This is a genomic window from Streptomyces sp. ASQP_92 (genome assembly GCF_025399895.1).
Classification (GTDB): Bacteria; Actinomycetota; Actinomycetes; order Streptomycetales; family Streptomycetaceae; genus Streptomyces.
The window spans coordinates 35,207-48,108 of record NZ_JAODUA010000026.1 but is presented as its reverse complement, the minus strand read 5'-3'; the positions used below and the strand labels follow the sequence as shown (position 1 = coordinate 48,108).

12 protein-coding genes are annotated in these 12,902 nt (G+C 72.8%); 4 read left to right on the top strand and 8 right to left on the bottom strand.

Features of this window, described 5'->3' with window-relative positions:
* Positions 1 to 49 precede the first annotated feature (49 nt).
* The 4 genes from mshC to N4G70_RS33390 form a co-directional block, all read right to left on the bottom strand.
* Positions 50 to 1,279 carry a cysteine--1-D-myo-inosityl 2-amino-2-deoxy-alpha-D-glucopyranoside ligase gene (gene mshC, locus N4G70_RS33405; protein WP_261716531.1) on the bottom strand — a complete coding sequence of 410 codons (1,230 nt, stop codon included), beginning with the start codon at positions 1,277 to 1,279 and terminating at the stop codon, positions 50 to 52.
* 515 nt (positions 1,280 to 1,794) lie between these two features.
* Positions 1,795 to 2,616: an SCO1664 family protein gene (locus N4G70_RS33400; protein ID WP_261716530.1), complete on the bottom strand. Its 822-nt coding sequence runs from the start codon at positions 2,614 to 2,616 to the stop codon at positions 1,795 to 1,797.
* Positions 2,580 to 3,170 (bottom strand): DUF3090 domain-containing protein, encoded by a 591-nt coding sequence (locus N4G70_RS33395; protein WP_053723476.1) that lies wholly within the window; start codon positions 3,168 to 3,170, stop codon positions 2,580 to 2,582. The genes N4G70_RS33400 and N4G70_RS33395 overlap by 37 nt, the downstream gene beginning before the upstream one ends.
* Positions 3,171 to 3,253: 83 nt before the next feature.
* A complete protein-coding gene (locus tag N4G70_RS33390) occupies positions 3,254 to 3,940 on the bottom strand; it encodes a histidine phosphatase family protein (protein ID WP_261716529.1) in 687 nt (228 codons plus the stop codon).
* A 68-nt stretch (positions 3,941 to 4,008) separates the two neighbouring features.
* On the opposite strand from N4G70_RS33390, the gene corA reads away from it, so the two are divergent.
* Positions 4,009 to 4,995, top strand: coding sequence for a magnesium/cobalt transporter CorA (corA, locus tag N4G70_RS33385; RefSeq protein WP_315904326.1), 987 nt, complete (start codon positions 4,009 to 4,011; stop codon positions 4,993 to 4,995).
* On the opposite strand, the gene N4G70_RS33380 is transcribed toward corA, so the two are convergent.
* Together N4G70_RS33380 and N4G70_RS33375 are read right to left on the bottom strand one after the other, a co-directional pair.
* On the bottom strand, positions 4,996 to 5,784 hold the full coding sequence (locus N4G70_RS33380) for a ferritin-like domain-containing protein (protein WP_261716527.1): 789 nt from the start codon (positions 5,782 to 5,784) through the stop codon (positions 4,996 to 4,998).
* A gap of 221 nt (positions 5,785 to 6,005) precedes the next feature.
* Positions 6,006 to 7,061 carry an LLM class F420-dependent oxidoreductase gene (locus N4G70_RS33375; protein WP_261716549.1) on the bottom strand — a complete coding sequence of 352 codons (1,056 nt, stop codon included), beginning with the start codon at positions 7,059 to 7,061 and terminating at the stop codon, positions 6,006 to 6,008.
* A gap of 169 nt (positions 7,062 to 7,230) precedes the next feature.
* On the opposite strand from N4G70_RS33375, the gene N4G70_RS33370 reads away from it, so the two are divergent.
* Positions 7,231 to 8,214: an aldo/keto reductase gene (locus N4G70_RS33370; protein ID WP_261716526.1), complete on the top strand. Its 984-nt coding sequence runs from the start codon at positions 7,231 to 7,233 to the stop codon at positions 8,212 to 8,214.
* A complete protein-coding gene (locus N4G70_RS33365; RefSeq protein ID WP_261716525.1) occupies positions 8,211 to 10,718 on the top strand; it encodes an ATP-dependent RecD-like DNA helicase in 2,508 nt (835 codons plus the stop codon). The genes N4G70_RS33370 and N4G70_RS33365 overlap by 4 nt, the downstream gene beginning before the upstream one ends.
* Before the next feature lie 240 nt (positions 10,719 to 10,958).
* Here N4G70_RS33365 and N4G70_RS33360 read toward each other — a convergent pair whose 3' ends face one another.
* The gene (locus tag N4G70_RS33360) at positions 10,959 to 11,621 is read right to left on the bottom strand and encodes a hypothetical protein (RefSeq protein ID WP_261716523.1); all 663 of its coding nucleotides are present in this window, start codon (positions 11,619 to 11,621) and stop codon (positions 10,959 to 10,961) included.
* A 47-nt stretch (positions 11,622 to 11,668) separates the two neighbouring features.
* On the opposite strand from N4G70_RS33360, the gene N4G70_RS33355 reads away from it, so the two are divergent.
* Positions 11,669 to 11,857: a DUF5703 family protein gene (locus N4G70_RS33355; protein ID WP_005319466.1), complete on the top strand. Its 189-nt coding sequence runs from the start codon at positions 11,669 to 11,671 to the stop codon at positions 11,855 to 11,857.
* A gap of 164 nt (positions 11,858 to 12,021) precedes the next feature.
* Here N4G70_RS33355 and N4G70_RS33350 read toward each other — a convergent pair whose 3' ends face one another.
* On the bottom strand, positions 12,022 to 12,894 hold the full coding sequence (locus tag N4G70_RS33350) for a chaplin (RefSeq protein ID WP_261716522.1): 873 nt from the start codon (positions 12,892 to 12,894) through the stop codon (positions 12,022 to 12,024).
* Between the last annotated feature and the right edge of the window lie 8 nt (positions 12,895 to 12,902).

Genomic DNA, 12,902 nt, shown 5'->3' with positions numbered 1-12,902 from the left:
CCCGGACTCACGAGAAGTCCAAGGGCGGTTCGGGGTCGGCGCGTTGGCGCTACAGGGCGACGCCGAGCAGGGCGTCGACCGTGCGGGACACGAGTCCGGGGGCGGCCTCGTCCGTACCGCCCTCCGCGTCCTGCCGCGCGGCCCAGCGGTCGACGGCGGCGAGCGCCGCGGGGGCGTCCAGGTCGTTGGCGAGGGCCTCGCGGACCTCCTCGACGAGCGCGTCAGCGGACGGACCGTCGGGCCGGGACACGGCGGCCCGCCAGCGTCCGAGGCGCTCGACGGCGTCCTGGAGCACCTGGTCGGTCCACTCCCAGTCCGCCCGGTAGTGGTGGGCGAGCAGCGAGAGGCGGATGGCGGCCGGGTCGACGCCGTCGCGGCGCAGCTTCGAGACGAATACGAGGTTGCCCTTGGACTTGGACATCTTCTCGCCGTCCAGAGCGACCATGCCGGCGTGTACGTACGCCTTGGCGAAGGGGTGCTCGCCGGTCAGCGCCTGGGCGTGCGAGGCGCCCATCTCGTGGTGCGGGAAGACGAGGTCGGAGCCGCCGCCCTGCACGTCGAAGCCCATCCCGAGGTGGTCGAGGGCGATGGCGACGCACTCGATGTGCCAGCCGGGGCGGCCGCGGCCGAGCGAGGCGCCGTCCCAGCTCGGCTCGCCCTCGCGGGCGGCCATCCACAACATCGGGTCCAGCGGGTTCTTCTTGCCGGGCCGCTCGGGGTCGCCGCCGCGCTCGGCGGACAGCGCCCTCATGACCTCGGTGTCGTAGTGCGAGACACCGCCGAAGTGCGGGTCGCTCTCGACGGAGAAGTACACGTCCCCTTCGAGCTCGTACGCCGCGCCCGCGTCCCGGAGCCGCTCGACGAGCGGGACGATTCCGGGTATCGCCTCGACGGCGCCGATGTAGTGCTGCGGGGGGAGCAGGCGCAGGGCGGTCATGTCCTCGCGGAACAGCGCGGTCTCGCCCTCGGCGAGCTCGACCCAGTCCTTGCCATCGCGGATGGCTCGCTCCAGGAGGGGGTCGTCCACGTCCGTCACGTTCTGGACATAGTGAACCTGCCGCTTGGTGTCGAGCCACACGCGCTGAACGAGGTCGAACGCGTTGTAAGTCGCCGCGTGACCCATATGGGTCGCGTCGTACGGGGTGATCCCGCAGACGTAGATACGGGCGACGGGACCGGGGTCGAGGGAGACCAGTCCGCCGGTCGCGGTGTCGTGGATCCGGAGGTCGCGGCCCTTGCCGGGCAGGGCGGGGACCTCAGAAGCGGGCCAGGCATGCATGCCTTGAGCGTAACCGGACGCACGTTCCGGATACGAACCGGATCCCGCTCTTGGCCAAATCCTGGGGCTTTCGCCCCAGCCCCCGTATCGCGCCTCAAGGGCGCTCGTCCTCAATCGCCGGACGGGCTGGCTGGCCCGATGCGGCCCAGCACCAGCGCCGCCAAGGGGCGCGGGGAACTGCGCGAGAAGCGACCACAGCCCGCACACGAAGGCCGTTCTTGGGGGCGCGGGGAACTGCGCGAGAGGCGGGCACAGCTCGCAGACGAAGGCCTTCCTTGGGGGCGCGGGGAACTGCGCGAGAGGCGGGCACGGTCCGCACACGACCGGGGGTTTGGGGGCGCGGGGAACTGCGCGAGCAAGCGCGCACGGTCCGCAGACCGAAGGCCGTCCAGGGGCACGGGGAACTGCGCGAAAAGCGACCACGGTCCGCACACGACCGGGGGTTCAGGGGCGCGGGGAACTGCGCAAAAGGCGAGCACGGCCCGCACCCGAAGGCCCGCCGCCGCACCGGTGGGCTAGATGGGTGGCCAGGGGATGGGGGGCCAGTCGCCCGAGGGGACGGGGTGGGCCCCGGAGGACAGCAGGGTCGAAACCCGCGCCCGCACCGCCTCGACCTCCGCCCCCGTGATCAGCGAAGCAAGCCGCACCGCCAACGGCTCCCGGGGTCGAAGGGCCTCGGCCAGGCCCTTCAGGGCGCCCACCGCCTCCGAGGTGAGCGGCTCACCCGCCCACCCCCACAGCAGCGTCCGCAACTTGTCGTCCACGTTGAACGTGACCCCGTGGTCGATCCCGTACAGCCGCCCGTCGGGCGCGGGAAGCAGATGCCCGCCCTTGCGATCCCCGTTGTTGATCACCGCGTCGAGCACGGCGAGCCGCCGCAGCCGCTCGTCGTCGGCGTGCACGAGCAGCGCGGTGCGGCCCTCGCCGACCTCCGCGAACCCCACGGCCTTCCAGCCCTCGGCCGGCTCCTCGTCCTCGACGAGAGCCAGCAGCCCGGAGTCGCCCTCCGCCGTCTCGATCCAGAGCTGGACCATGCCCTCGCCGTAGGGCCCGTCCCGCAGCACGGTGGGGGGCACGAGGTCCCAGCCGATCGCGCGCGATACCTCGTACGCGGCGACCTCGCGCTGGGCGAGCGTGCCGTCGGGGAAGTCCCACAGGGGCCGCTCCCCCGCGACGGGCTTGTAGACGCACTCCGCGCTCTCGTCCCCGTACGCCACCGAGCAGTACAGGACCGCGTTGGACGCCTCACGGATCTGCCCGAGGACGGTGAGCTCACCCCGGGTGAGGAGCTCGGTCGCGGTCAGGCTCCGCGGCGGTATCCGTTCTGGCGCGGGCATACGTGTCCTTCCGGGTCGAGCGGGAGGCTGCACAGCGGGCAGGGCGGGCGGCCCGCGTTCACGACGTCGAGGGCCCGCTTGGCGAAGGCCCGGGCCTGGGCTCCGGTCAGGCGCACCCGCAGCATCGGCGGGCCGTTCTCCTCGTCCTGGAGCATCCGCTCCTCGGCCTCGGCGAGGTCGTCCTCGGTGTCGGCGTCCAGCTCGACCAGGGCCTGCGCCTCGATGATCATGCGCTGCTCGTCGCCGTCCCAGGCCAGCGCCATGGTGCCGACCCGGAACTCCTCCTCGACGGGAGAGTCGAGCGGCGCGCTGTCGGTGACGTCCGGCGGGGCCACCGCGGGCACAGGAGCGTTTCCTCCGGTCCGGCGCACGACCTCGTCGAGGAGCTCGTCGATGCGCTCGGCGAGCGCGGCGACCTGGGTCTTCTCCAGGGCGACGCTGGTGGTGCGACTGCCCGCGGACGCCTGGAGGAAGAACGTCCGGCGCCCGGGGAGCCCGACCGTGCCGGCCACGAAACGGTCCGGCGGGTCGTAGAAGAACACCTGACGGGACACGTTCTGGTCTCCCTAGTTCGGAGTTGGAGCAGGCGGAGTTGGAGCAGCGGTTTTCGGCGCGTCCACCCTACTGCGCCGAGCGATCACGGTGCTCCCGCACCGCCACCGACCTCGGCCTGTTCCTCCGCGGGGGTCGCGCGCGGCATCAGCGAGGCGAGGTCCCCGGTGTCGCCGAGGCGGACCAGGTAGGGCCGCAGACGGGTGTAGCGGATCACGGTGAGGGAACACGGTTCCACCGAGATGCGCTGAAAGAGGTCGAGATGCATACCGAGGGCGTCCGCCACCACGGACTTGATGATGTCGCCGTGCGAGCACATGGCGTAGACCGCGTCGGGACCGTGCTCGGTCTCGATCCGCTCGTTCCAGTCCCGTACGGCACCGACCGCGCGGGACTGCATCGCGCGCATCGACTCGCCGCCCGGGAAGGCCGCGTGGGAGGGGTGCTGCTGCACGACCTCCATCAGCGGTTCGGTGGAGAGCTCGGCGAGCGGGCGGCCCGACCAGTCGCCGTAGTGGCACTCGCCGATCAGGTCCTCGGGGTGCAGCGGCAGGCCGGGGCGGGCGTCGAGGAGCGGCCGCACGGTCTCCCGGCAGCGTTGCAGGGGGCTGGTGACGACGGCGGCGAGCGGCACCCCCGCGAGCCGGCCGGGCAGGGCGGCGGCCTGGGCGTTGCCGCGCTCGTCGAGGGCGACGCCCGGCGTCCAGCCGGCCAGCACCCCCGCCGTGTTGGCGGTGGAACGTCCGTGACGTACGAGGATCAGCGTGGCCATGGTCGTCAGCCTAGGCGGCCGGTCTCCCTCGGGTGCGGGCGGCTCCCTTTCACGGGAGAATGCGCGCAATGATCGTTGACTGCGCCATCTACCACGGCGGCCGCCGCACCGAGGGCCCGGAGGATTTCTCGGACGCCCTCCGCCAGGCGCGCGCCGAAGGTGACAGCTTCCTCTGGGTGGGACTCCATGAGCCGACGGAGGAGGAGTTCGAGCTGGTCAGCACCGAGTTCGGGCTGCACCCGCTGGCCGTGGAGGACGCCCTCAAGGCCCACCAGAGGCCCAAGCTGGAGGTCTACGACGACTCGCTGTTCATGGTCCTCAAGCCGGTCGTGTACGAGCCGCAGAGCGACACCGTCTCCTCCGGCGAGCTGATGCTGTTCGTCGGCGACGGTTTCGTGGTGACCGTGCGGCATGGTGAGGGCGCGCCGCTCAAGGCGGTGCGCCGACGCCTGGAGTCGGAGCCCGAGCTGCTCAAGCACGGGCCCACGACGGTCCTGTACGCGGTGAGCGACGCGGTCGTCGACCACTACACGGAGGTGGCGGCCGAGCTCCAGAACGACCTGGAGGAGCTGGAGGCGCAGATCTTCTCGCCCTCGGGCGGCCGCGACACGAAGGACACCGCGTCGCGGATCTACACGTTCAAGCGGCAGCTCCAGGAGTTCCGCCGGGCGACCGGCCCGCTGGCGCAGCCGGTGCAGCGCCTCGCGAGTGCGGGCGTGCCGTTCGTGAACGCCGAGTCCCAGCCGTTCTTCCGTGACGTGGACGACCATCTGATGCGGACCAACGAGGCGGTGGAGGGCCTGGACCGGCTGCTCTCGGACATCCTCTCGGCACATCTGGCGCAGGTGAGCGTCCGCCAGAACGACGACATGCGGAAGATTTCGGCGTGGGCGGCGATGGCGGCGGTCCCCACGATGCTGGCCGGCGTCTACGGCATGAACTTCGACCACATGCCCGAACTGCACTGGGCATGGAGCTATCCGGCGCTGATCGTGCTGATGGTGCTCCTGGAAGCCGGTCTGTACGGCCTGTTCAAGCGGCGCGGCTGGCTGTAGTCACGCGAAGCCGGGCGCGGGCAGGGGCGGGCCGCCGAGCGCGTCGCGCCGCTGCGGCATGGCGAGGCTCACCATCCGCCGCCACCCCGCGAGGCGTTCGTAGGCGTACACGGCGTGGATGCCCGCTGCCAGGAGCCTCGCCCTGGAGCTCGGCCAGCCGAGGATGCGGCCCATGTGGGCCATGACGGCGAGGCTGACATCGCGGTACACGCGGATCTCGGCGAGCGCGCAGCGGCGCAGCGCCCGCTGGATCGCGGGCCCATGTCCGGCGCGGGCCAGCCGCAGCAACTCCTCGTGGCAGTACGCCAGATGGTTGTCCTCGTCGGCGGAGATCATCCGCACCGCGCGCCCCAGGTCGGGATCGGTGCCGAAGTGCTTGCACAGCAGCTCCATCTGTTCCGAGGCGCGCTGCTCGGTGACGCGGCTGTGTGCGAGGTAGACCACGACATCCCGTTCGGTGAGCGGCTCCTCGCTCCTGAGCCGCGCGTGGCCGAGTCCGATGCCGAGCCGTTCGAGCAGCATCGTGTAGTTGGTGTCGTCGGGTACGTCGACGGCGCTCAGGCCGCGCTTCTTCATCAGCGCGTGGAAGATCCGCCCGTGCTTGTCCTCGTCGGCGCCGTGCCGGGCCACCTTGGGAGCGAGGGCGCGGCACTCCGGGGGCAGGAGGGCGGCGATCCGGCCGTTCTCCCAGCCGCCCTGGGACTCGCCGCCGGCCGCGATGGAGCAGAAGAGGCGGAACGACTCGTCGTTGTCGAGGATCTCCTGGAACAGACTCTTGGCCGAGAGCATCGTTGCCGTACCTCCGGGTGCGCGCAGGACTCTGCGCAACCGAGTCAAATGCGGCGAACCGGCCCCGGCAACAGGGGTCGGGCCCCACTGGGCCGAACGAAGGAATGTGCGGTGCCCCCGCCGCCGTAACCGCCCGCGGCGGCCGGGCGTTGTAGGGCATGACGGCCGTGGCGGGGAAGACCCCCCGAGCCCCCACCACGGCCGCTGAGACCAATCACCCCTTACGCGAGGCCCGCGCGCTCCAGCGCCTCGGTGCCCGCGCGCAGCGAGGCCAGCCGCTCGTCGAGCGTGAAGCCGGCCGGGGCCAGCGTGAGCGTGGTGACACCGGCCGCGGCGTAGGCCCCCATCCGGTCGGCGATCCGCTCCACCGAGCCGAGCAGCGTGGTCGAGTCGATGAGCTGCTGCGGCACCGCCGCGCCCGCCCCGGCCTTGTCGCCGGACAGGTACTTGTCCTGGATCTCGGCGGCTTCCTTCTCGTACCCCATGCGCTGTGCGAGCTGGTTGTAGAAGTTCTGCTTGCGGCTGCCCATGCCGCCGACGTACAGCGCGGTGTACGGGCGGAACACGTCGGCGAGGGCCGGGACGTCCGCGTCGGCGCCGAGGGCGATCGGCAGCGTCGGGCAGACGTCGAAGCCGTCCATCGTCAGACCGGCCTTCTCGCGGCCCGCGCGGATGTGGGAGATCGCGGTGGCCTCGATGTGCTCGGCGGCCGGGAAGATCAGCAGCGCGCCGTCGGCGATCTCGCCGGTCTGCTCCAGGTTCTTGGGGCCGATCGCGGCGATGTAGAGCGGAATGTGCTCGCGCTCGGGGTGCACGGTCAGCTTGAGGGGCTTGCCGGGGCCGCCGGGCAGCGGCAGCGTCCAGTGCTCGCCCTCGTAGGAGAGCCGCTCGCGGGTCATGGCCTTGCGGACGATCTCGACGTACTCGCGGGTGCGGGCCAGCGGCTTGTCGAACTTGACGCCGTACCAGCCCTCGGAGACCTGCGGCCCGGAGACGCCGAGGCCGAGCCGGAAGCGGCCGCCGGAGAGCGAGTCCAGGGTGGCGGCCGTCATCGCGGTCATGGCGGGCTGGCGGGCGGGGATCTGGAGGATGGCGGAGCCGACGTCGATGCGCTCGGTCTGCGCGGCGACCCAGGCGAGCACCGTCGGCGCGTCCGAACCGTAGGCCTCGGCCGCCCAGCAGACGTCGTAGCCGAGCTTGTCCGCTTCCTTGGCGACGGCGAGGTTGTCGCCGTCCATTCCCGCGCCCCAGTAGCCGAGGTTGATGCCGAGCCGCATGGCCGATCCCCTTACTCGTCGTGACGCGTACGCACGCGTCCACTCCCGCGTCTTACTCATGAGTAACGTTCCTGTGCCGGGGACTCTAGCGCGCGGGGGCGCGATGCGGCAGGGTCGAGTTGTCCACAGGCTCTCACCCCCCGCGCCCCCGGCCAGTAATCTCGCGCCCATGGAGCAGAGGCATCTCGGCCGCACGGGCCTGCGCGTATCCCGGATCGGGCTCGGCACCCTGACATGGGGCCGGGACGTCGGCGAGCAGGACGCCGCCGATCTCCTGAAGGCGTTCTGGGAGGCGGGCGGCACGCTGATCGACACGGCGGACGTGTACGGCGGCGGGGACGCGGAGTATCTGCTCGGCCAGTTGATGGAGCGGCTCGTGCCGCGCCGCGATCTAGTGATCGCCACCAAGGCGGGCAGCGTGCCCGATCCCGACCGCCGCTTCGACGGCTCGCGCGGCCATCTGCTGAGCGCCCTGGACGCCTCCCTCCAGCGTCTGGGCACCGATCACGTGGACCTCTGGCAGGTGCATGCCTTCGACTGCGGGACGCCCCTGGAGGAGACCCTGCAAGCCCTCGACATCGCGGTCAGCAGCGGACGGGCGCGCTATGCGGGCATCTCCAACTTCAGCGGCTGGCAGCTCGCCAAGGCCGCCACGTGGCAACTCGCCGCGCCCGGTGTACGGACCCGGCTCGCCAGCACCCAGATGGAGTATTCGCTGCTGCAGCGCGGGGTGGAACGCGAGGTTCTGCCGGCCGCGGTGGACCTGGGGGTGGGGCTGCTGCCCTCGTCACCGCTGGGGCGGGGCGTGCTGACGGGGAAGTACCGGCATGGCACACCGGCCGACTCGCGGGGTGCCTCGGAGGGTCTTTCGGCGTTCGTCGCGCCCTACCTCGACGACGCGGCGAGCCGGATCGTCGACGCGGTCTCGATAGCCGCGGACGGCCTCGCCACGACACCCCTTCAGGTGGCGCTGGCATGGGTGAGGGACCGGCCGGGAGTGGTGGCGCCGATCGTCGGCGCGCGCAACGCACACCAGCTCGCGGCGGCATTGTCAGTGGAGGCCCTTAGTCTTCCTGACGAGATCTGCCAGGCGCTCGACGATGTGTCGGCGCCCGTGCACCGCTATCCCGATCAGGACTGGAGCACGCTGTGACTGCGCTTCCCCAGGGCTCGGCCCCTGGATCCACGGCCGACGAATCCGCCGGGGCGGAGGTGGCACCCGACCCCACGCAGGACACCGCCGACACGGGCGCAGACACCGTCGGCGAGTCCACCGCGGAGGCCACGGAGGCCGCGGAGGCGTCCGGCCCGGGGGCCGACACGGACGGGGCGGACGGGGCGGACGGGGCGCACGAGACGGACGAGACGGACGACGCGGACGACGCGGACGACGCGGACGAGGCCAGCGGGGCACAGGACGAAGTCGAGGGCGAGGCCGGGACTGCTCCCGAGGCCGGCGCCGAAGCCGATGCCGGTGCCGACCCTGAAGCCGCCCCCGAGGCCGGCGCCGAAGCCGATGCCGGTGCCGACCCTGAAGCCGATGCCGGGACTGCCCCCGACGCCGGTGCCGATCCTGAGGCCGGTGCCGGCGCGGGCAACGGCTCACCCGGCGACGGCTCACCCTTGGAGGGTGAGGCCAAGGCGCCCGAACTCACCGAAGCCGCCGCCGAGTTGGCCGCTCAGCGGGAGCTGCGGGCCAGGATCGAGCAGCGCAAGGCCGAGAAGGAGGCGCCGATCCCGGCCGGGACCAAGCTGAGCGGGCAGGCGGCCGACCTCCTCGCGGCGGTACGGGCCGTGGAGAGCGGCGAGAAGTCCGGTGCCGCGTTCTTCGCGGGGCCGCCGCCCGCCCCCCGCAGGCCCGCGCCCGACCCCGCCCCGGCGGCAGCCCCGGTACGGCCCCGCGCGCCCGAGCCCGCGCAGGCGCCCACCACCTCGGTGGAGGCCCTCGCCTCCGTACGGGACGTGCTGACCCGGGGTGGCGCGCCCGAGACGCTGGCCGTGCGGGTCACCGGCGCCCTGGGCGAGCAGGCGGCCGAGCGGCTCGGCGCGGACCCCTGGCAGCTCCTGGCCGTGCCCGGAGTACGGCCCGAGCAGGCCGACGGCTTCGCACGGGCGCTGCTCGGCGCCGAGTGCCGGCCGGACGACGAGCGCAGGGCGGCCGCACTGGTGGGCTGGATCCTGGAGCAGGCGGCGGCCCAGGGGCACACGGCGCTTGCGGCCGACGATGTGCGCAAGTCCCTGGCCGCGCGGTCCGTGCCCGATCCGGACGAGGCGGTGCAGCAGGCCGTCGCCGAGGGCGTGGTGCTGGTCTTCCAGGACGGCCTCGCGCAGGATCCGGCCGGCCTGGAAGGCGCACAGGACGCCGAGGAGGCCGAGGAGGAGGCGGAGCCCGTCGAGCCCGTCGAGCCGGTCGAGGTACTGCTCGGGCTCGACCGGTACGCACTCGCCGAGGAGAGCCTGGCCGACGCTCTCGCGCGACTGCTCAACTCCCCGGTGGGGGACGACGGTTCGGTGTGGCCGGAAGGGAGTGAGCTGGTCCGCGCGGTCGCGGCCAGTGGCCTGGTGGCGCACACCGGCGGCGAGGCCGCGCGCGCCGAGTCGGCGGCGGTGGTGACGGCGGCCGCGGCCGCGGGGCTGCGGGCCGCGGGTGCGGCGCACACCGCGGACGGACAGCGGCGCCTGGCCGAACTGACCGGCCCGCTGGCCGCGTTCACGGTGGCGGGGCTGCTGTCCGGCGAGGGCCCCGGCCGGGACTCGGACGGCGCGCTCGCCCTCGACGTACTGGTGGTGCAGGACGCGGCGCAGCTCGACGTGGAGACCGCGGCCGTCCTCGCGGAGTCGCTGCCCGACGGCTGCCGCCTGGTACTGAGCGGGGACCCGGGGGTGCTCGGCCCGGCCGGTGCGGGCCGGGTCTTCCACGATGTACTGGCCGCCCGGATCTGCCCGGTGGTGGCGTCACGACTGCCCGACCCCGGTCCCGTCGGCGAGCTGGTCTCGGGGATCGGCATCGGCGAGCTGAACCAGGTCGAGGCCCCGGGCAAGGAGGTCGTGATCGTCCCGGTGCGGGACGCGGGAGAGGCCGTGCACCGCTGTGTGCAGCTCCTGGCGGACTCGATCCCCCGCGCGTTCGGCATCCCTGTGGAACAGGCCCAGGTCATCACGGTGGGCCACGGCGGCTCCGCGGGCACCCGCGCCCTGAACGCGGCCCTCAAGCAGCGCCTCAACCCCGGGCCCGGCCGCTTCGGCGGCTTCGACCCGGGCGACCGGATCGCATACGCCCAGACCCCTGGCCGTACGGTGACCGGTACGGTGGTCGCGGCGGACGCGGAGGGCCTCCGGCTCGACTGCGCCGGCACGCCCGTGCTCGTACCGAAGGACGGGGTCGAGTCGATGCTGCGCCACGGCTGGGCGCTGACCGCGCACCAGGCGCTCGGGATGCGCTGGCCCGCCGTGGTCGCGGTGCTGCCGGGAGACGCGGCGCAGGGGCTCAGCCGGGCATGGGTCTACACCGCCTTCGGCCGCGCCGAGCGGCATCTGTCCGTCGTCCACGGCGTCGACCAGGCGCTCCCCCGAGCCGTGGCGGAGGTCCTCCCGGCGCCGCGCACGACGCGTCTCGTCCCGCTGCTGCACGGCCTTCTGAAGCCCGCGGAGCAGTAGGGGCCCCTGCCCGTCCGCGGTCAGTGCGGGCCCTTCACCGCCACCGGATCAGTGCGGGCCCATGCCCGCCTGCGGATCGGTGCGGCCCATGCCCGTCCGCGGATCGGTAAAGGCCCATGACGGAGGCCGCGCACCCCGTCGGGGAGTGCGCGGCCTCTGTCAGGACGCTTGGGTCAGGACGCTTGGGTCAGGCCGCTTAGGTCAGGCCGCTTGGGTCAGGGGGTGGCCATGACGACCGGGTCAGGGGGCGGCCCGCAGGCCGTCCTCCTCGTCGAGGTCGTCCTCCAGCTCCTCCTCGTCGAAGACCGCGCTCACGTCGAAACGGCACACCACGCGCTGGGGGTCGGCATGGTCGAAGGGCGTGCTCAGCCACTCCCCCGGTTCCGGAAGCTCGTCGGCGGCCGACACCCACAGCGTGGAGTCGCCCTCCTCCAGGCCGAACTCCTTGTGCCGGGAGGCGATTTCATCGGCTTCGTACTCGCCGAAGAGCACGCCGAGCGCCGCGTGGACGCTGCTGCCGACGACCGGCACCGTGTTCTCGTCCGTGTCGGGGTCGAGGTCGGTGATCCGCTGGGCCTGGGCGAGCAGCCGCTGTGGCTCGGCCACCGCGTAGTCGCGCCGGATCAGGACGCTCAGGGCATGGGGTTCCTCGGGGCCCACATAGGGCGGCAACGAGTCGTCGGCGCCGGGGATCTCGAAGGGGGTGACCTCGTCGTAGCGGTCGTAGAGCCGCTCGTCGTACGCCTCGGCGGCCGCCGCGAGGGCGTTGAACGCCTCGTACACCTGGGGGTCGTCGTCCCCCGTGCGGCGTTCCACCGCATCGAGGTGACGGTCCAGCGCGGCTTTGACCGCCTCGGCGGCGGCACGTACCTCGGCAGCGGTGGGCTGCGCAGCATCAGACATAGTGCAGACGCTATCCGTACCGGGCCCGTGCCCGCACAATAGATGCGATGCCGGAATACGAATTTGTCGACGTGTACGTCCCGCGCGGGGTCTCCCGCAAGGAGGCCACACGTCTGCTGACCGACCATGCCGAGTACGGACACTGGGAGTTGGACCGACTGAGTCTGCACCGGGACGGCAGCCGCAGAGTGCGACTGCGCAGGCGGATCATCCGCCAGGTGCGAGCCACGTGGTGAACGTGCGTCCATGACGGAGCGGGCCCCGCGTGTGTGGGGCCCGCTCCGTCATGACAGCCGTGCGTGCGTGGTGACAGCCATGCGTGCGCGGTGACAGCTGTGCCTGCGTGGTGACAGTCATGCGTCGTGACAGCCGTGCGCGCCGCTTCGGCGGGTGGGCACGGCTACTGCGCGGCCCGGCCCCGGCGGTAGAGCACCGCTCCTCCGAGCAGCAGCCCGGCGGCGGCCGGGCCGGCGAAGCCCAGGCCGTCGGAGCCGGTGTTGGCGAGTGCGGCGGCCGGGGCGTGCGGCGCGGTCACGGCCTGGGTGACCGGAGAGCCGCCCAGGACGGGCCCGCCGGGCTTCGCGTGCTTGGCCGGCTGGTGCGCCACCGGGCCGACCGGGTGCTGGGGAACACCGGGGTGCTGCGGCTGACCCGGGTGCTGGGGAACGCCCGGGTGCTGGGGCTGACCGGGGTGGCCCGGGTGCCCGGGGTGCCCGGGGGTGCAGGGCGGCTGGTGCTGGCCGGGATGCCCGGGATGGTGCGGGGTGCCGGGGTGGTGCGGGGTGCCCGGGTGGTGCGGGGTGCCCGGGTGGTGGGGCTGACCGGGGTGCTGGGGGTGTCCGGGGTGGCCGCTTTCGTCGTTGACGCAGTCGTTGCCGAACACGGGGTTGCCGACGCCGACCACGTTCACGCTGTTCCCGCAGAGGTTCAGCGGTACGTCGATGGGCGCCTGGATGACGTTGCCGGAGCCCACCCCGGGCGACTGGGAGGCGTGGCCGGCCGCGACCGCCCCACCGCCCCGGGTGCCGCCGCCCTGGTTGGCGCAGTGGTTGGCGAACGCCGGATTGAGCGCGCCGATCACGTTCACCGTGTTGCCGCAGGCGTTGACCGGCACGTGCACCGGGGCCTGGACGGCGTTGCCGGACAGCACGCCCGGCGAGTTCGAGGCGCCCCCGTGGGCCGACGAGTCGGCGTGTGCCGCGCCACTTCCCATGGCGATGACGCCGCTCGCGGCCGCCATGGTGATCAGTCCCTTGCGGGTGACCTGTCGCATAGATTCGT

What these genes read in the sequence shown, in the direction of transcription:
- corA (WP_315904326.1), top strand. Translation starts at nt 4,009, where the DNA reads ATGATCGTTGACTGCGCCATCTACCACGGCGGCCGCCGCACCGAGGGC.
- N4G70_RS33390 (WP_261716529.1), bottom strand. Translation starts at nt 3,940, where the DNA reads ATGGCCACGCTGATCCTCGTACGTCACGGACGTTCCACCGCCAACACG.
- N4G70_RS33350 (WP_261716522.1), bottom strand. Translation starts at nt 12,894, where the DNA reads ATGCGACAGGTCACCCGCAAGGGACTGATCACCATGGCGGCCGCGAGC.
- N4G70_RS33370 (WP_261716526.1), top strand. Translation starts at nt 7,231, where the DNA reads ATGGAGCAGAGGCATCTCGGCCGCACGGGCCTGCGCGTATCCCGGATC.
- N4G70_RS33400 (WP_261716530.1), bottom strand. Translation starts at nt 2,616, where the DNA reads ATGCCCGCGCCAGAACGGATACCGCCGCGGAGCCTGACCGCGACCGAG.
- N4G70_RS33380 (WP_261716527.1), bottom strand. Translation starts at nt 5,784, where the DNA reads ATGCTCTCGGCCAAGAGTCTGTTCCAGGAGATCCTCGACAACGACGAG.
- N4G70_RS33360 (WP_261716523.1), bottom strand. Translation starts at nt 11,621, where the DNA reads ATGTCTGATGCTGCGCAGCCCACCGCTGCCGAGGTACGTGCCGCCGCC.
- N4G70_RS33355 (WP_005319466.1), top strand. Translation starts at nt 11,669, where the DNA reads ATGCCGGAATACGAATTTGTCGACGTGTACGTCCCGCGCGGGGTCTCC.
- mshC (WP_261716531.1), bottom strand. Translation starts at nt 1,279, where the DNA reads ATGCATGCCTGGCCCGCTTCTGAGGTCCCCGCCCTGCCCGGCAAGGGC.
- N4G70_RS33375 (WP_261716549.1), bottom strand. Translation starts at nt 7,061, where the DNA reads ATGCGGCTCGGCATCAACCTCGGCTACTGGGGCGCGGGAATGGACGGC.